The organism is Lichenicoccus sp. (assembly GCF_965276875.1).
Taxonomy (GTDB): Bacteria; Pseudomonadota; Alphaproteobacteria; order Acetobacterales; family Acetobacteraceae; genus Lichenicoccus.
In genome coordinates, this window is the sequence record NZ_OZ255701.1 from 2,170,363 (window position 1) to 2,188,084 (window position 17,722).

Sequence of the window (17,722 nt, forward strand, 5' to 3'; positions counted from 1 at the left end):
TATGATCGTATCACTATGTTAGAGCGGTTTAACACCAGCGTGTCCGCCGACCTCGCCGCGTTCTCCGTCGATCGCGACCTGCCGGTGCCGCTCGGCACCCAATTGCGCGGGTTGATCGAGTTCGGTGTCGGGCTCGGCTCGTTGCGTGCAGGCGACAGGCTGCCGTCGGTGCGCGAGATGGCCGATCATCTTGGCGTGGCGCCGATGACCGTGGCCCAGGTCTATGCCGATCTCAAGGCGGCCGGCTTGATCGTCACCAAGGCGGGCTCGGGCAGCTTCGTCGCCGAAATCGCCTTCGCCCGCAGGCGGCGGCCGGCGCCGCATGGCTTTGCCCTGCACCGGGCCCTCGACGCCGTAATCCAGCAGGGCCGCGTGCTCGGCCTGCGCACCAGCGATCTCGCCGGCCTGCTCGCCGCACGCATGGCCGAGCCGTGCGACAAGCCACGCGTCGTCGTGGTCGGCCATTTCGTCTCGGCGACAGCGGCCTACTGCACCGAGATGGCGCAGGTTGTCGGCGATGCCGTGACCATCGAGCCCGCAACCCTGGGGACCATCGAGGAGGACGCGCACGCGCGACAACGCGCCGCGCGCGCCGATCTGGTCATCACCTTCGCCCACCGGCGCCACGACGTCATGGCTTTGTTGCCGAACACCGCGGTCGCCGCCGTGACGTTCATCCCGGCGGCCGCGACGCGTCAGGCCCTGGCGGCCCTCGATCCGCGCGCCCGCGTCGGCCTGGTGTCGATCTTTCCCGAGTTCACGCCGCTGATGAAGGCCGGCGTGCGGCGGTTCGCGCCGCATGTCTCGGCGGTTTCGATCGCTCTTTACGGTAGCCCCGAGTTCGCCTTGATGCTGCACCGCGTTGACGTGGTGGTGTTCGCGACCGGCGCCGACGATCTCGGCCTGGTGGTGCCCGATGGCGTCGCCGCCATCGAATACCGGCACACACCCGATGCCGGCGACGTGCATCGCCTGATCGGGCCGCTGTACGGGGACGACAGCCGGGAATCCAAGGAAGACATGCCATGAAGATCACAGAGACGAATTGGCCGCAACTTGATGCGGTGCTTGCCCACGAGACGCGGGCGATCATTCCGCTCGGCTGCACCGAGCAGCATGCTTTCCTGAGTCTCGCGACTGACTCCATCCTCGCCGAACGCGTGGCAACGCAAGCGGCGGAACCGCTCGGGGTGCCGGTCTTTCCGGTGCTGCCCTACGGCATCACGCCATACTTCCTCGGCTATCCAGGCACGGTCTCGTTGCGCGTCGAAACCTATGCGCGGCTGTTGTGCGATATCCTCGACAGCCTGTCGCGGCAGGGTTTCAGGCGGTTCCTGTTCGTCAACGGGCATGGCGGCAACCAGCCCGGACAGGTCGTCGCCGCCGAGTGGCAGGCCGCCAATCCGGGTTGCACGGTCCAGTTCCACAATTGGTGGAACGCACCGCGTACCTGGGAGGCGGTGCAGGCGGTGGACTCGGTGGCCTCGCACGCCTCCTGGATGGAGAACTTTCCCTGGACCCGTCTGGCCGGGGCCACGCCGCCCACATCCGCCAAGCCGCCGGTCGATATCGGGCGCATGCGGGCCATGACACCCGAACGGACGCGCGACTATCTGGGCGACGGCAATTTCGGCGGTCTGTATCAGAGGTCCGACAACGAGATGCTGGCGATCTGGTCGGTCGCCGTCGAGGAGACCCGCGCCATCATCGAAGGGCTTCTGGACTAGGGCAATATCCGATCAGGTGGAGTCACCTGATCGGATATATTTGCCCGCTTATCGGCCCTAGTCAGCCGGCCAGGGAGGCGGCGATGTTCACGCCGAGGGCGATTACGGCCGTGTTGAACAAGTAGGCCACCATCGAGTGCGCAAGCACCAGCTGGCGCATGGACGCGGACCGGGTGGACACGTCGCTCACCTGGCTTGCCACCGCGATACAAAACGAGAAATACAGGAATTCCGAGTAGGTCGGGCGATCGTTGCCAGGGAAGCTCAGGCCGCTGCCGCTGCGCCAGAACTCGTGCGCGTAATGGGTGGTGAAGATCATGTGGATGAAAAACCACGACAGCACCACCGTGACTCCGGCCAGCCCCTCGATCCAGCCGGCGTGCGGTTTGCCGTGCACTTGGGCGAGCTCGACGACGATGGCGCCGAGCGATGCCAAGGCTGCGACAATGGTTGCGGCCAGCATCCCCCAGCGGCCCTCGTCGAGCAGAGCGGAGATGCGCTGGATGCTGCTTGGGGTGGCGTGCCGAATCACGACCAGGAACGTTACAGCGTAAGCGACGACCCCGAGGTCCCAACCGATCAGCACGGCCGTCGTGGCCCGCAGCGACAGCGATGCCGTGGCGGCGGCCAGGATGCCGACAATGAGGCCGACCAGCAGAGCGGGTCGATGGCGCAGATGACGGAGGGTTTGCAGCATGGTGCCTTGCCGGATTGGGGCAGGCGGGTCATAGGCGGGACAGCAGCTGCTGCCAACCTCGGCATGATGGCCGCGGGTCGGTGCACCAGCCGTTATGAAGCCGCCTCCGACCTCGCTGCGGCCCGCGGATCGGTGCCCCCAAGGATCCCGCGCAGGGTCTCGGCGTAGGCCTCGCGGTTGTTTTCGCGTTCGAGCCTGCGCAGCGCGCCGCGGCGGATCATGGTCCAGGTCTCCTGTTCCTCATAGAGGGTGACGACAGCGTCGGCGAAGGCCTGCGGATCCTCGATGCTGGCGGCCAGGATGTCGGCGCCGTGCGTCCAGCCGACCTGCCGGCAGAGCAGCTCGGAGGCGACCACCGGCAGACCGTAGCTGGCGGCCTCATGCACCTTGAACGGGATGCCGCCGGCGAAGCGGGTGGGGGCGACGAACACGCGGTGGCGGTCGTAGAGGGCGCTGAGGTCGTCGACGGCGCCGATCAGGTCGACGCGCGGATGGTTGCCGAGTGCCGACAGATCGACGCCGCGTCGCACGAAGCCCGCGACGGTGAAGCGCGCCTCCGCCGGCAGCCTGCCATCGAGCAGCGGCAACACCTGTTCGATGAACCATTCCAGACTGTCGTGATTGGGCAGACCGGGATCGTGGATGGCGCCGAGGAACAACAGGTCGCGTCGCTGGCTCCAGGTCGCGGGAGTCGGCTGGATGTCCTTGACGTGGCCGAGGACCGCGACGTTGCTGTGGCCAGCCTGACGGATCAGCGCGGCGTCGGCGTCGTTCACGGCGATGATCTTCTGGCAGAAATAGGCGCAGGCGAGCTCGCGCTTCAGCGCCGCGTCCAGGCTCTCGGGCTGCGGCCGGCCGAGCACGCGGTTCTGCTCGGCGGTGCGCGGGGCTGCGACCGCCTCGGTGTCGAGCACGAAGCCGTGCGACGGCAGGGCGGCGGCGTTCGCACCCAGGATCGGCAGCAGACGATCGAGATTGTGGGTGCGCCCGATCCAGACGACGTCGTAATAGCCCGACCGCTCCTCGATCAAGGCGGCGAGCTGCTCCATGCCGCGGTCGTAGAGCACCTCCACGGTCTCGGGCATGTCGCGGAAGATTTCGATCGGGCTGGCGCTGGCCTTGTAGATCGGAAAGACGCTGACCAGGTGCCCCAGCTCGGCCATGCTGTGGATGATGTCGTTCGAGCGGACATAGCCCGCACCCAGGTTGCGCAACGGGATGCGGTCCTCGACGAACAGGATGCGCAAGGCGCCGGAGGGTCGTCCCAGCGCACGCGGCGAGCGCGCATGCACCGCATTGCGCGGTCCCGGCGGGTGCTGGTAGCGCAAATAGTCCAGATGCTTGGAGATGAAAATGCGATGGTTGCGGGTCATCAGCCGCTGCGAGGCGGTGGCGTCGGCTGAGCCATATTCAAAATGCTGCACCACCACGTCGGGATCGTACATCACCTTCAGGCCGCGCTTGCGTAAGCGGACGCACAGGTCGGCCTCCTCGTAATAGGCGGGGCGGTAGTCGTCGTCGAAGCCGCCGAGTGCGCGCACGATGTCGCTGCGCAGCATCAGGAACGCGCCCGAGCAGTAATCCACCTCGCGCACGAAATTGGCCTCCGGCGCATTCGGGTCGGTGTCGCGCAGATAGCCGAAGGTGGTGCCGTCGCGCCAGATGATGGAGCCCGCCTCCTGCAGCGCGCCATTGGTGCGGATCAGCTTGCCGCCGACGGCGCCGATGTCGGCCGCACTGAACAGACGCGCTAAAGCCCGCTTGCAGGCATCGATGCCGACCAGCAAATCGTTGTTGAGATAGAGCATCGCCGGCGCGCTGACCAAAGCAAGGGCGGCGTTGCAGGCCTGCACAAAGCCGGCATTGTAGGCAAAGCGGAGCAGCTTGGCGCCGGTGACGAACCGCTCGATATGGCGCGTTTCGTCGTACGAACCGGAATCAACGAGGATCAGCTCCAGGCTTCCGGTGAAATTGGCGCGCAGCGAGGCCAGCGCCATCATGGTCAGCGCGAACTGGTTGTGCAGCACAATGATGACGCTGAGCTCGGGGATGCCTTCGACGCTGAAGTCGAGCCCCCGGCGCGCGAGCTGCGGCAGCATGTTCTCGGCTGCGCGTGCGAACAGCTGCTTGGACTGAGCCTCCGCGATCGGCTCGACGACGCGGCCGAGCGCGCCCGAGGTCAGGCGCGACAGCCAATGCGCGAACGCGTCGCGAAAGGCGCCGCCTTCGAGGTCCGCCTGCACGCGGCCGCTGAGATAATAATGTAGCAGGTCGATATCGGGATGCGGCCGGCGCCGCTCGACCGCGCCATACATGACGAAGTGCTCGTAACAGCTACGAAACCGTCCGGCCGTGATGCCCTCAAGTACGTCCGGATAGGTGGCGCCGTAATAGGTCTCGGAGAACCATTCCAGCGGCTCGAATGCCTGCGGGCTGTCATTGCACAGGAAATGCTGCAGCGCGCAGCTCCACTCGCCCGCCTTGATCGCGTTCGCGACGTCGGGGTAGCGCTGGAGATACCAGTCAGGATCAAAGTACCATGAGACCCGGACGGCATTGCCTGTAATGTAGTCGCCAGCCAGGAACTGCGCGAACGAGCCACCGCGGTCCGGACCGAATTTGTCGTGCGCAGGCTTGTTGTTGCGGTAGAGCATCGCATCGAACAGCCAGTGGCCGCAGCGGAACTCGCGGTCGCCCAGGGTCAGATAATGGTCATAGCCGTTGACCAGGCCGTTGCGGTCCAGCACGCTCCGGGTGATGTCAGGATAGGATGTGAGATAGAATTTTTCCGAGAACAACCAGTGCGGCGCGCGCTGCTTGTAGCCGTCGTCGCAATAATGCGCGAACCCGCTGGCAAACGCGCCGGCGACCACGGCGGCCGCCACATCGGGGTTTTCGGCCAGATACCATTGCTCGTCGAAGAACATGTTTGGCGAGTGGCCGAAGCGGGCGCCATGCTCGCGATAGAACTGTTCGGCGTCGGCGATGCCGATTGCCTGCATCTGATCGACCGCCGCCGGATAGCGACGCAGATACCATTCACCATCGAAGACAGACCAGACCGGCGCGCGCGCGGGAGCCGCGCGCCCGACCCTGCCGTCCAGCGGAATCACCGACCCCATATGCTCGCCTCGCTCATCCGAACCGAGGCAACATATACCGGCTCCGCAATAATACCAGCACTACGTTGTTATGGTGTCGTAACTTCGAGTCGGTAGCCGACCCCGGCTTCGGTCCGCAGCAGCCGCGCCGCCGGGCCGAGCTTGGCACGCAGCTGCGCCACATAGACGCGCAGATACTGCACGTCGTCGGTATGCGCAGGCCCCCAGACCGCGGTGAGCAACTGGCGATGGGTCAGCACGCGGCCGGCATTGCGTGCGAGCAGTTCAAGCAGGCTCCACTCGCGCGGGCTGAGCGCCAGGGCTGCGTCGCCGGCACGCGCCTGCCTGCGGGCGAAGTTGATCTCGAACCCGGGCACCGCCAGCACCTCCGGCACCCCGGCCTGGCTTCTGCCGTGCCGCAGCGCCGCGCGGATGCGGGCGAGCAGTTCGCCCACCGCGAACGGCTTTTCCACATAGTCGTCGGCGCCGGCGTCCAGGGCCGCGATCTTGTCGGCCTCGCGGTCGCGCGCGGTAAGCATCAGCACCGGCACGGCGCTGAAGGCGCGTAAGCGGCCGAGCGCCTCCTGGCCGTCGAGGTCGGGCAGGCCGAGGTCGAGCAGCACCGCGTCGGGGGAGCGGCTCGCGGCAAGCCGCAAGCCTTCGGCGGCGGTGTCCGCGCGCGCCACGCTGTAGCCCGCGGCTTCAAGCGCCGGGCGCAGGAAGCGATGGATCTGCGGCTCGTCGTCCACCACCAGGATCAGCGCGCCACTCATGCGGGGAGCCGGATCGTCACTACGGTGCCGGGGGCGGCGTCGGCGGCCCGGTGCGGACGCGGACTCGCCGCCTCGATTTGGCCACCCATCGCCTCGACCAAGCCGCGGGCGATGGCAAGACCCAGGCCGGTGCCGGCGGAGAGCGGCATGCGGTCGCGGCGATGCACCCTGAAGAAGCTGTCGAACACGTGCGCCAAGTCGGGTGCCGCGATACCGACGCCCTCGTCCTCGACTTCGATGACCACGCGGGCGCCGTCCAGCATGGCACGAACCCGCAGCAGCCCGCCCGCAGGGGCATACTTCATCGCATTGTCCAGCACGTTGAACAGCACCTGCTCCAGCAGGGCCGAATCGGCGGTCGCGTGCAATCCGTCCGGCACCTGGACCTGCACCAGCAACGCCTGCGGCAATCGGGCGAGGGCTGCATCGATCACCACTGCCACCGGGGTTGCTTCAAGCCGCGGCCGCACCTCCCCACTCTCCAGCCGGGTCAGTTCGGCGATATTGGCAAGGAATCGCGCCATCCGCCCGACATCCTCCTCGATACTCGACAGCAGGTCGGCGCGGGTCGCGTCGTCGAGGCGGTCCCAGGCGCTGCGCAACGTGCCGGCCGCCCCCTGGATGGCAGCGAGCGGCGTGCGCAGATCATGCCCGAGTGACGCGAGCAGTGCGGTGCGCAGGCGCTGGGTGCTCTCCAACGCTGCCGCCTGGGCGACCTCGGTGGCCAGCCTGACCCGCTCGAGCGCGACCGCCGCCTGATCGACCAGCGCCTCCATCGCCTGCGATAGCGGCTCGTCGAGGTCGCGCGCGGACTGGAGGCCGAGCACCCCCAGCGTGCCACGCACGGTGCGCATCGGCAGGAAGCGCCAGCCGGCGCCGGGCAGGGTGTTGGTGCCGCGCCCGGTCGGCTCGCCGTGCAGCACAGCCCAACGCGCCGCCGCCCAGGCGCCTTCGTCAAGATCCGGCGGCTCCTGCGCTGCCAGCGTATCGGCGCTGCCGGTGAGCACCACCGCACGGCCGCCGAGGGCCGCCGCCTGCTGGCGAATTTCGGCCAGCAGGTCAGGCTCCGTCGCCGGCACGCCGAGGCTGCGGCTGAACGTCCCGATGCGGCGCAGTCCCTCAACCCGTGCCGCCGCCGCTCTCGCCTCGGCGCGCACCCGTCCCGCGAGCCCGCCGCTCAGCAACGCCACGACGGCGAACACCAGCAACGCCACGACATCGCGTGGGCTGTCGATGATGACGGTATGCAGGGGTGCGATGAAGAAGAAATCCCAGGCAAGAAAGCCCAATCCCGCCGCCAGCATCGCCGGCTGCAGGCCGCCGAGAGCCGCCGCCGCGGTGACAGCGGCGAGATACACCATGCCCATCGCCTCGCCCGGCAGCACGTCCGCCAGCAGGATGCCGATGCCGGTCACGACCGCGATCAGCAGGGCCGCCAGCAACAACGGCCGCCAGGACCCGTGCCGGGTGCTACGCACCGGGCGACGCGCAACCGCGTCCGGGGTGGGCACGACATGCAGCGCGAAATCCGGCGCACGTCGCATCAGTTGCGCGCCCAGCGTGCGTCCGGCGAGCCGTCGCCATAGCGGCGGACGGCCGCGTCCGATCACCAGGTGGGTGGCGTTCTGCCGGCTCGCCACCGCCGTCAGGGCAGCGACCAGGTCGCCGCTTTCGGGCGGTCGTTGCTCGATCTGGGCCCCTAAGGCCAGAGCCAAGGCCAATGGGCCACGCGCCGTGAGCCCGCTGCCGACGCCGCTGCCGGCGCGCTCGATATGCAGCGCCGACCAGGGCGCCCGCAACGCATCGGCCAGGCGCTTGGCGTGCCGGACGACCGCCTCGGCCGAGGCATCGGAGCCGACCAGCGCCAGCACCCGCTCCGACGCCGGCCATGGACCGATGGCGCCGGATCGCTGGCGCCATTGCCGCACATCGCCATCGACATGCGCCGCTGTCCGTCGCAGCGCGATCTCACGCAGGGCCGCGAGATTGCCCTCCTTGAAGAAGCCGGCCGCGGCCCGTCGCGCGGTATCGGCGCGATAGATCCTGCCGTCATGCAGACGCTCCAGCAGCTCGGTCGGCGGCAGATCCACCATCTCGATCTCGTCGGCTAGCTCCAGAACGCGATCGGGCAGCGTCTCCGCCGGGCGGATGCCGGTGATCCGGGCGACATCGTCGTTGAGGCTTTCGAGGTGCTGGACGTTGAGCGTGGCCCAGATGGTGATCCCGGCGGCGAGCAGCTCGGCCACGTCCTCCCAGCGCTTTGCATGCCGGCTGCCAGGCGCGTTGGTATGGGCAAGCTCGTCGATCAGCAGCAGCGCCGGACGCGCCGCCAGCGCCGCATCGACATCGAACTCCTCCAGGGAATGGCCGCGATACGACACCCGCCGACGCGGCAGCACCGGCAGGTCACCCACCTGGTCCTGCGTCTCAGTACGTCCGTGCGTCTCAATGATGCCGGCCAGCACGTCGATGCCGTCGGTACGGCGACGACGGGCCTGCGCCAGCATCTCGTAGGTCTTGCCGACACCGGGTGCGGCGCCCAGGAACACCTTCAGACGCCCGGCCGACGGCTCCGCCGTGCGCGCGAGCAGCGTGTCGGGGTCGGGACGGTCATCCTCGCGGAGGTTTGCGGCCGGCATCGACCAAGGTTAGCGCACTCCGCCGCTGCCGGCGACGGACCATGTTCCGGGCGCCGGAGCAAATTCCACATGGAATCTTTATGCGGTTCCGGCCGACGGTGCGTCTGTTGCAAGACACGTGGCCATAGGGTGCGGCATTGGCGGACATCATTGCGATCATCGTGGGCCTGGCGATCTTCGCCGTTCTGTTCGCCTACGTTCCCACATGCGAAAAGGTCTGACGGATGTTCGACCTGATCCTCGGCGGTATCGTATCGATATCATTGCTTGTCTATCTGGTCTGGGCGCTGGTGCGGCCGGAAGATTTCTGACCGTTCATTGCAGGAAAGTCCGACATCATGACTTGGCATGGCAGCGCATATATCGCGCTGATGCTGCTGCTCGTCCTGGGCGCCGCAATCCCGCTTGGCGCCTACATGGCGCGTCTCTTCCAGGGCAGGATCACAGCGCTGCAATCGGTCGAGCACGGGATCTATCGCGTCTGCGGCATCGACCCGCTGCGTGAGATGGGCTGGCAGGCGTACGCGATCGCGCTGCTCCTGCTGAGCGTCATCCATTTCCTGCTGCTGTATGCGATCCTGCGTTTGCAATTCTATCTGCCGTTCAATCCGCAAGCCACCGTTGGCATGCCGCCGATGCTGGCCTTCAATACGGCGGCGAGCTTCACCACCAACACCAACTGGCAGGCCTATACGCCGGAATCGCAAATTTCCAACGGCGCGCAGATGTTGGGCCTGGCCGTGCACATGTTCATCTCCGCCGCCGCCGGAATCGCCGCCGCCGCCGCCGTCATGCGCGCCTTCACCGCCGGCAATCTCAAGACGCTCGGCAATTTCTACGTCGATCTGACCCGGATCACGCTGTACCTGCTGCTGCCGGTGACGCTCGTCGCCACGGTGGCGCTGCTGGTCAGTGGCGTGCCGATGACGTTCGCTCCATATGCCAGCGCGCACACGCTTGCCGGCGACAGCCAGACGATCGCCCGCGGCCCGGTGGCGTTCATGGAGGCGATCAAGGAGTTCGGCACCAATGGCGGTGGATTTTTCAACGCCAATGCCGCGCATCCTTTCGAAAACCCGACGATCTTCACCAATCTGCTGGAGAACTGGCTGGATCTGGTGATCGGCTTCTCTCTGCCGATCGCACTCGGCCACATGATCGGCCGCAAGCGCGAAGGCGTCGCACTCTACGCGGTCATGGCGATCATTCTCGGCTTCGGCATTTTCGGCGCCTATGCCGCGGAGGCCTCCGGCAATCCGTTGTTCACGCATGCCGGTGTCGTCGCGCACTCCGGCAATTTCGTCGGCAAAGAGGTCCGCTTCGGCATCGCCGCATCGGCATCATATAATGTCTCGGCGACCGGCACCTCGACCGGCGCGGTGGACAGTTTCACCGACAGCTACATGCCGCTTGGCGGCGCCGTGCCGATGTTCCTGATGCAGCTTGGCGAGGTCTCGCCGGGCGGGGTCGGATCGGGCCTCTATACCATCGTCATCTTCGCCCTGCTCGCGGTGTTCATCGCCGGGCTGATGGTCGGGCGGACGCCGGAATATCTGGGCAAGAAGGTGCAGGCGAAGGAGATCAAGCTGGCCATGCTGGCATTCCTGATCCTTACCGTGTCGATCCTCGGTGGTGCCGGGATGTCGCTGCTGACCAAGTCCGGGCTTGGCTCGCTGGCCAATGCCGGCCCGCACGGCTTGTCCGAAATGCTCTATGGCTGGACGTCAGCGACTGAAAACAATGGCAGCGCCATGGCCGGACTTTCCGCCAACACGACGTTGCTCGATTACGGCCTGGGCACGGCGATGCTGCTGGGCCGCTTCGCCTTCATGATCCCGGCACTGGCGATCGCCAGCTCGCTCGCCGCCAAGCAGAAGCTGCCGCCCAGCAGCGGCACGTTTCCGACCGACGGGCCGCTCTTCATCGGCCTGCTGGTCGGCGTGATCATCATCCTCGGCGGCCTGCAGTTCATGCCCGCCGACATGCTGGGGCCGCTCGCCGAGCACTTCGTCCTTGTCGCCGGAAAGACCTACTAGATGACCACCGACACGCAAACGATTGGTCTGTTCGACCGCACGATCATCCGCCGCGCCGGCCTCGACGCGTTGGCCAAGCTCAATCCCATAACCCTGGCGCGCAATCCGGTAATCTTCGTCACCGAAATCGTGGCTGCCCTGGTCAGCATTGTCGCGATCGAGGATCTGATTGCCGGCAAGGAAGCGGAGTTCTCGATCACGATTGCGGTCTGGCTGTGGCTGACGGTGCTGTTCGCAACCTTCGCCGAAGCGGTGGCAGAAGGGCGCGGCCGGGCACGCGCCGAGAGCCTGCGCGCCGCGCGCTCGGAAACCATGGCCAAGCTGATCCTGGATCCGCGCGAGTACCACATCTTCAAGCCGACCCCGGCGCCATACCTGCACAAGGGTGATCTCGTCCTGGTCGAGACCATGGACATTATCCCGTCCGACGGCGAGATCGTCGAGGGCATCGCCAGCGTCAACGAGAGTGCGATCACCGGCGAATCCGCGCCCGTGATACGTGAGGCCGGCGGCGACCGCAGCGCCGTCACCGGCGGCACCCAGGTGGTGTCGGACTGGCTGGTGGTGCGGATCAGCGCCGAGCCGGGATCGACCTTCATCGACCGCATGATCGCCCTCGTCGAGGGCGCCGAGCGACGCAAGACGCCCAACGAAATCGCGTTGAACATCCTGCTTGCGGGCCTGACCATCATCTTCCTGGTGGCGGTGGTGACGCTGATCGGCTTCGGCTCCTATTCGCACACCAAATTCAGCATCCCGGTGCTGGTGGCCTTGTTCGTCTGCCTGATTCCCACCACCATCGGCGGCCTGTTGTCGGCGATCGGCATCGCCGGAATGGACCGGCTTATCCGCTTCAACGTGGTGGCGACATCCGGGCGCGCGGTGGAGGCGGCGGGCGATGTCGACTCGCTGCTGCTCGACAAGACCGGCACCATCACCTTCGGCAACCGCATGGCGGCGGGACTCTACCCGGTGCGCGGCGTCGGCGAGCGCGAACTGGCGGAGGCGTCGGTGATGGCCTCTCTCGGCGACGAAACCCCCGAAGGCCGCTCAATCGTGACCTACGTGCGCGACCGTCTGGGCATCGCGCCGACGATGCCCGAGGGCGCGGAGATGGTGCCGTTCAGCGCCAATACCCGTGTCTCCGGCCTGGACCATGCGAACACATCATGGCGCAAGGGAGCCGTGGGATCGGTGCTGGGCACGCTCGGCGTCGCCAACGGCCCCGCCGAATTCAGCGAGGCGGTGGACCGGGTCGCGCGCGCCGGCGGCACGCCGCTGGCGGTCAGCCTCGATGGCCGGCTGATGGGCGTGGTGGAGCTCAAGGACATCGTCAAGCCGGGCATACGCGAACGCTTCGACTCGCTTCGCCGGATGGGCATACGCACAGTGATGGTAACCGGCGACAACCGGATTACGGCGGCCGCCATCGCCGCGGAAGCCGGCGTGGATGACGTGGTGGCCGAAGCGACGCCGCAGGATAAGCTCGACTATATCCGACGGGCGCAGGCGGAGGGCCGGCTGGTCGCGATGTGCGGCGACGGCACCAACGACGCCCCCGCCTTGGCCCAGGCGGATGTCGGCGTCGCCATGCAGACCGGCACCCAGGCGGCGCGCGAGGCCGGCAACATGGTCGATCTCGACAGCGATCCGACCAAGCTGATCGAGATCGTCGAGATCGGCAAGCAATTGCTGATCACCCGCGGCGCACTCACCACTTTTTCGATCGCCAACGACATCGCCAAATATTTCGCCATCCTGCCGGCGATCTTCATTGCCGCGTATCCAGAGCTGCAGGCGCTCAACGTGATGCACCTGGCCTCGCCGAAATCCGCCATCCTCTCCGCGGTGATCTTCAACGCCCTGATCATCGTGGTCCTGGTGCCGCTGGCGCTGCGCGGCGTGAAGTTCCGCGCCCTCGGGGCGGCGGCGCTGCTGCGTCGCAACCTGCTGATCTATGGGCTTGGCGGCATCGTCGCCCCCTTCATCGGCATCAAGATCATCGACCTGATCCTCGGCGTCTTTCACGTCTTCTCCTGATCGGACCTGCCATGTTGCGCGAACTCCGCCCCGCTTTGTCCCTGGTCGTCCTGTTCACGCTGGTGCTGGGGCTGATCTTTCCCGTCGCCGTGACCGGCTTGGCGCAGCTCGCATTGCCGTTCCAGGCCAATGGCAGCCTCATCCTGGTGGGAGGCAAGCCAGTCGGCTCGGCGCTGATCGGCCAGACCTTCACGTCGCCCACCCTGTTCCAGAGCCGGCCTTCCGCCCTGACCGGGACGGACGCAAAGGGTGCCACGGTCCCTACTCCGTATGATGCCTCGGAATCGGGCGCATCAAACCTGGCGTCGACCAGCAAGGCGATGATCGACGACGTCGGCACGCGCGTCGCCGCCTACCGCCGCGCGTTCGGCCCCGGCCCGGTGCCCGCCGATGCGGTGGAATCGTCCGGCTCCGGCCTCGATCCGGATATCTCACTGGTCAATGCGCTACGCCAGGCGCCAGCGGTGGCGGCGGCGCGGCATCTTCCCGCCGCTTCCGTGATCGCCTTGGTCAACCAAATGGCGACGCGGCCCTGGCTCGGCTTCGTCGGCACCGCGCATGTGAACGTCCTGGAACTCAATGTCGCGCTGGGCAGCAAGCAGGGCTGAGGTGCCTGATTGTCCCCGTCATCCACAGAACGGTCCACACATGGAACGTTCCGGTATACGACCTACGCCCTGCTTCGGGTTCGGATCGTGACGCTGACCAGGGTGCGTAAAATGCGCGTGGTCGCCTTGACCGTGCCGCGCAGGTTGCCGGCCACCTTGGACTGGCCGGCCAGCCGGCGATGGTAGGGCATCGGCACCTCGATCACGCGCAAGCCGGCCGACGCCGCGCGCATCTGCATCTCCAGGTTCCAGCCATAGGTCAGTTCGCGCATGCCGAGCCCTTGCAGCACGTCGACGCGGATGGCGCGATACGCACACATGTCGCGGTAGCGGGTGCCGGTCAGCAACCCGACGGCGCCGCCCACCAGATGGCCGGCCAGAACCTGGTGCAGCCCCATGCTGCCGGGATCGCGGCCGGCACGTGTGCGATGGGCGAGCACGAAGTCGGCGTCGCCGTCGCACACCGGACCCACGATCCGCGCGGCCAGCTCGCCTGCGTCGCTGCCGTCGCCGTCGAGAAACAGCACGATGGTCGCACCGAGTGCTGCCGCCCGCTCGACGCCGCTCTGGCAGGCGCGGCCGTAGCCGCGACGAGGCTCGACCATGATTTCGGCGCCGGCCGCGCGAGCTTCGGCTACGGTCGCATCGGTGCTGCCTCCGTCGACAACGAGCACAATGTCCACCAGCGTGCGCGGCAGCCGGGCGACGGTCGGCCCGATGGCCCCGGCCTCGTTGAAGGCCGGGATCACCGCGGCGATGGACACGCCTACAGGCTCCAGCGCAGCCCGCAGCCCTGGCACGGCTTCGGCGGGGTGTCGCCGAGCAGGTTCTCGCGGAAATCCTGGTAGGCGGCGCCGTTCCAAATCTCGCGCAAGCTCTGCTGGGTGGCGTCGCCCAGCGTATAGGTCTCGTAGCCGCGTGCCGAGAACGGCGCGATGCAGCAGGGCAGCGCGCGCCCGTGCGCAGTGAAATACATCAACGACCAGGGACGCCGGCAACCCGACCAGGGCTGCGCCTCGTCGGCCTTCTTCAGGCTCAGGCCGGGCTCGGTGGCGCCGGAGGCATCCAAGGTGACGCCGAGCTCGGCGCCCAGCGCCTGCGCTGCCTCGATGGCAATCCGCTCCTCGCCCTGGTTCTGCTCGAACAGCGAGCTCTCCTTGCGCGCCATGCCGAAGCCGGTCTCGTCGAACACCAGACGCTGCAGATGCACCTCGCGCACACCCATGTCGGCGGCGAGACGGACGAAGTCGGGGAGCTGCTGCACCGTCTCCTTCATGCCGGTCAGCCAGAGCGAGACCACCGGCTTGGTGAAGCCATTCTCGGCCTGGTAGCGGGTCAGCGCTCGCACGTCGCGAACGATCCGGTGGAAGAAATCCTTGCCGCGGACCAGCTTGTAGGTCGCGGCATCCGCGGCATCGACGGAGACGCGCAGCTCGTCGAGGCCGGTTGCGATCAGTTCGGGGAACTTGCGCGGGTTCAGCAGGGTGCCGTTGGTGTTGAACAGCACATGGACGTTGCGGTCCTTGAGATAGCGGATCATCCGCGGCAGGGCGCGCACCAGCATCGGCTCGCCGACGCCGTGCAGCACCGCGCGCGCGAGGTTGGGCACCTGGTCGACGATCCTGGTGAACAGCTCCCAGCTCATGTCCGCCGGCGGCTCCAGCGCCTCGAAGGTGCGCGGACAGGTCTCGCACAGCAGATTGCAGCGGTTGGTCACCTCCAGATACAGGCAGACCGGAGGGGCCACCGCCTCGGCGGTGCGCGTGGGTGCGACCTTCTCGAAGTAGCGGCGGGACTCGTTGAGAGTGATCGACATCATACTTGTCCTGTAGTGGGGGCGGACCAGAGCGCGGGCTGGCGCTTGGCGGCGCGGACGCGGAGATCGCGTGCGGCCAGGAGCAGGGCTGGGGCAAACACCAGACCACGCCAGATGAAAAGGTCGGCGATTGGATCGAGGTAGAGCAGCAAAGGCGCCACGGAGAGCCAGATCACGGCGCGCGACGGTGCGATGGTGGCGAACACCGCAAGGAACGGGAAATACCAGGGATAATGCGGGCTGAGCAGGAGCATGAACGCAAAGCCGAGCCAGCCGGCTTGTCGGCACAGACGCAAAACATCGAGAGCCGGCGGCAGAGCTGCGCGATTGCGTGCGAGCAGCCACAGCGACGCCGCGACCAGGCCGCTGGCGCAAATGGCCAGATAGGCCGCCGACGTCCAGGATGGCAGCGTGCAGACCTCGGCAATCCCGTCGAGCAGCCAGACGCCGGTACCCTGGCGCAAGCCCTCCTCGCTGCCGTAATGCGGCAGGAAGCCGAGCACGTGCCAGCCGACCTGGATATAGCAGGCATAGAGCGCGATCACGACGGCGAGGAACGCCACCGGCGCTTGCCAGTTCACCGGGCGCACGAACGGCCGCCATAGCGCCGGCGCGATCGCCAGTGGAAAGAACTTGACCAGGGTCGCCGCCGCCAGCACCGCGCCGGCGAGGGTATCGCGACGAGCCGCCCGGGCCAGCAGGGCGGCCGCGATCAGTCCGGCGGCGGCGGCGTCGACATGGCCGTTGCCGGCGAAGGCCCACACCGCGAGCGGGTTCCAGGCATAGATCAGCACTCGCGTGTCGGGCAGGCCAGCCATGCGCAGCAGCGCGATCAGACAGACGACCGCAAGACACTCGAAGCCGACCATCGCGACCTTCACCGCCCATACGGATTGGGCGAAGGCCGCAATCGCGCGGTAGATCACCTGGGCCATCGGCGGATAGATGGTCCGCGCGTAGGTGCGCCGGTTGATATGCGGGTAGATCGCGGTGTCGCGCAGCCTGACCAGCGCCGGATCGGCCGGGACGAAACGATAGGGATTGATGCCGGCCGCCTGCACCCTGCCGTCCCAGACATAGCGATAGACGTCGCTCGACAGGAACGGTGGCGCCAGCAGCACCGGCAGGCGCATCGCCAGTGCCACGCCGAGCACCACCCAGAGCATGAGTCGCGGCTGCACCGTATGGCGCAGGACCAGCGCGCAGGCGCCGAGATAGACGACGCCGGCGAGTGCCATGACACCGACGAAGCGGTTGGTCAGCGCCACCGATCCGACGCTGTCGGCATGCGGCACATGCAGCGACAGGCCCAGCACAATGAGGCCGATCAGAGCGGCGCCCGCGATCGACAGGGACACAATCTTCACGAGGCGCGTCGCAGGCCGAGACGGTCGATGCAGGCCCAGGTTGCGGGTGCGTGGTAGGCGTCCGGGCCGGCCCGCGTGGGGCCGTCGAGCAGCCGAGCGAGTGCTGCATGGTCGTCGATGTCGTACCAGGGCGGCAGATCGACCATCGGCAATTCGATCGACGCGGCACGCGCGCGCGTCTGGGCCGCGACGCGCTCCGTGCTCCAGTCGATGTCCTCGAACAGGGCCGCGTGCGCCGCCTTCAGCCCAAGAATATAGTAGCCGCCATCCTCGGCGGGTCCGAAGACCGCACGGTCTCCGGGCTCGGCGAGGAGTGCAGCCGCCCGCACCAGGATCCCCGTCGGCAGGGTCGGGCCATCCGAGTTGAGCACGCAGACGGAGGTGTAGCCGCGATCCAGCAAGACAGTGATGGCGTGCAGCAGGCAGCGACCGAAGCCGCGCACGGAGCCCGGCATCGCGGCGTCGCCGTCCGCCAGCAGCAGCGGGGTGCCGGGCGCGACATGGCCGTCAAACAGTGCCTCCAGCCCGGCGGGGGCATAGGCGACATAGCCGTCGATTGCGGCCGCGCGGGCGGCCAGTGCGATGTTCTCGGTGGTATCGCGCAGGAACGCGGCACTCATCGCGGCCGCCTGAGGCGCGGTGAGCGGTGGCACCAGGCGCGTCTTGGAGAAGCCTGAGCGTGGCGCCTTGGCCATGACCGCGATCGCGCAGGCGCCTTGCGTATGGGACGGAATTGTCATGCGTCGATCAAGACCCGCTGAACCAGTTGTAGCCTCGATCCACCCAGAACCCGCCAGGGCGGCGGTTCGTAGCGGAGAGTGTTGTCACGAATTTGGAATTCTTGAAGGCTAATCTGGTCGGTATCCTAATTTTGAACGGGGTGCCATACGCTGCCGGCAGCGCCTCGCCCCGATTGTC

14 protein-coding genes are annotated in these 17,722 nt (G+C 67.2%); 6 read left to right on the forward strand and 8 right to left on the reverse strand.

Features of this window, described 5'->3' with window-relative positions; genetic code table 11:
* Nucleotides 1-15: 15 nt before the first annotated feature.
* Nucleotides 16-1,029, forward strand: a complete 1,014-nt coding sequence (locus ACQY4K_RS10495) for a GntR family transcriptional regulator (protein WP_428395860.1) — start codon at nt 16-18, stop codon at nt 1,027-1,029.
* Entirely contained in the window at nt 1,026-1,727 is a 702-nt protein-coding gene (locus ACQY4K_RS10500; protein ID WP_428395862.1) for a creatininase family protein, read from the forward strand. Before ACQY4K_RS10495 ends, ACQY4K_RS10500 begins: the two co-directional genes overlap by 4 nt.
* A 61-nt stretch (nt 1,728-1,788) precedes the next feature.
* Here the strand turns inward: ACQY4K_RS10500 and ACQY4K_RS10505 are convergent, their stop codons facing one another.
* The 4 genes from ACQY4K_RS10505 to ACQY4K_RS10520 form a co-directional block, all read right to left on the reverse strand.
* Nucleotides 1,789-2,424, reverse strand: coding sequence for a DUF1345 domain-containing protein (locus ACQY4K_RS10505; RefSeq protein ID WP_428395864.1), 636 nt, complete (start codon nt 2,422-2,424; stop codon nt 1,789-1,791).
* A gap of 92 nt (nt 2,425-2,516) precedes the next feature.
* Complete coding sequence (locus ACQY4K_RS10510; protein WP_428395866.1) at nt 2,517-5,546, reverse strand: glycosyltransferase; 3,030 nt, start codon at nt 5,544-5,546, stop codon at nt 2,517-2,519.
* Between the two features lie 68 nt (nt 5,547-5,614).
* Entirely contained in the window at nt 5,615-6,298 is a 684-nt protein-coding gene (locus tag ACQY4K_RS10515) for a response regulator (RefSeq protein WP_428395868.1), read from the reverse strand.
* Nucleotides 6,295-8,937 (reverse strand): ATP-binding protein, encoded by a 2,643-nt coding sequence (locus tag ACQY4K_RS10520; protein ID WP_428395870.1) that lies wholly within the window; start codon nt 8,935-8,937, stop codon nt 6,295-6,297. Before ACQY4K_RS10520 ends, ACQY4K_RS10515 begins: the two co-directional genes overlap by 4 nt.
* Nucleotides 8,938-9,161: 224 nt before the next feature.
* On the opposite strand from ACQY4K_RS10520, the gene kdpF reads away from it, so the two are divergent.
* Genes kdpF through kdpC form a run of 4 tightly spaced genes read left to right on the forward strand, consistent with a single transcriptional unit; the run spans nt 9,162 to nt 13,621 of the window.
* Nucleotides 9,162-9,248 carry a K(+)-transporting ATPase subunit F gene (kdpF, locus tag ACQY4K_RS10525; RefSeq protein ID WP_428396064.1) on the forward strand — a complete coding sequence of 29 codons (87 nt, stop codon included), beginning with the start codon at nt 9,162-9,164 and terminating at the stop codon, nt 9,246-9,248.
* Between the two features lie 27 nt (nt 9,249-9,275).
* Nucleotides 9,276-10,973: a potassium-transporting ATPase subunit KdpA gene (kdpA, locus tag ACQY4K_RS10530; protein WP_428395872.1), complete on the forward strand. Its 1,698-nt coding sequence runs from the start codon at nt 9,276-9,278 to the stop codon at nt 10,971-10,973.
* A complete protein-coding gene (kdpB, locus tag ACQY4K_RS10535; RefSeq protein WP_428395874.1) occupies nt 10,974-13,013 on the forward strand; it encodes a potassium-transporting ATPase subunit KdpB in 2,040 nt (679 codons plus the stop codon).
* Between the two features lie 11 nt (nt 13,014-13,024).
* A complete protein-coding gene (gene kdpC, locus ACQY4K_RS10540; protein ID WP_428395876.1) occupies nt 13,025-13,621 on the forward strand; it encodes a potassium-transporting ATPase subunit KdpC in 597 nt (198 codons plus the stop codon).
* Nucleotides 13,622-13,683: 62 nt separating this feature from the next.
* Here kdpC and ACQY4K_RS10545 read toward each other — a convergent pair whose 3' ends face one another.
* From ACQY4K_RS10545 to ACQY4K_RS10560, 4 genes are read right to left on the reverse strand one after another with little or no spacing between them, the layout of a single operon-like run.
* Complete coding sequence (locus ACQY4K_RS10545; RefSeq protein WP_428395878.1) at nt 13,684-14,385, reverse strand: glycosyltransferase family 2 protein; 702 nt, start codon at nt 14,383-14,385, stop codon at nt 13,684-13,686.
* A 2-nt stretch (nt 14,386-14,387) separates the two neighbouring features.
* Nucleotides 14,388-15,440: a radical SAM/SPASM domain-containing protein gene (locus tag ACQY4K_RS10550; RefSeq protein ID WP_428395880.1), complete on the reverse strand. Its 1,053-nt coding sequence runs from the start codon at nt 15,438-15,440 to the stop codon at nt 14,388-14,390.
* A complete protein-coding gene (locus ACQY4K_RS10555; RefSeq protein WP_428395882.1) occupies nt 15,437-16,804 on the reverse strand; it encodes a hypothetical protein in 1,368 nt (455 codons plus the stop codon). Before ACQY4K_RS10555 ends, ACQY4K_RS10550 begins: the two co-directional genes overlap by 4 nt.
* On the reverse strand, nt 16,801-17,544 hold the full coding sequence (locus ACQY4K_RS10560; RefSeq protein ID WP_428395884.1) for a TIGR04282 family arsenosugar biosynthesis glycosyltransferase: 744 nt from the start codon (nt 17,542-17,544) through the stop codon (nt 16,801-16,803). The genes ACQY4K_RS10555 and ACQY4K_RS10560 overlap by 4 nt, the downstream gene beginning before the upstream one ends.
* Between the last annotated feature and the right edge of the window lie 178 nt (nt 17,545-17,722).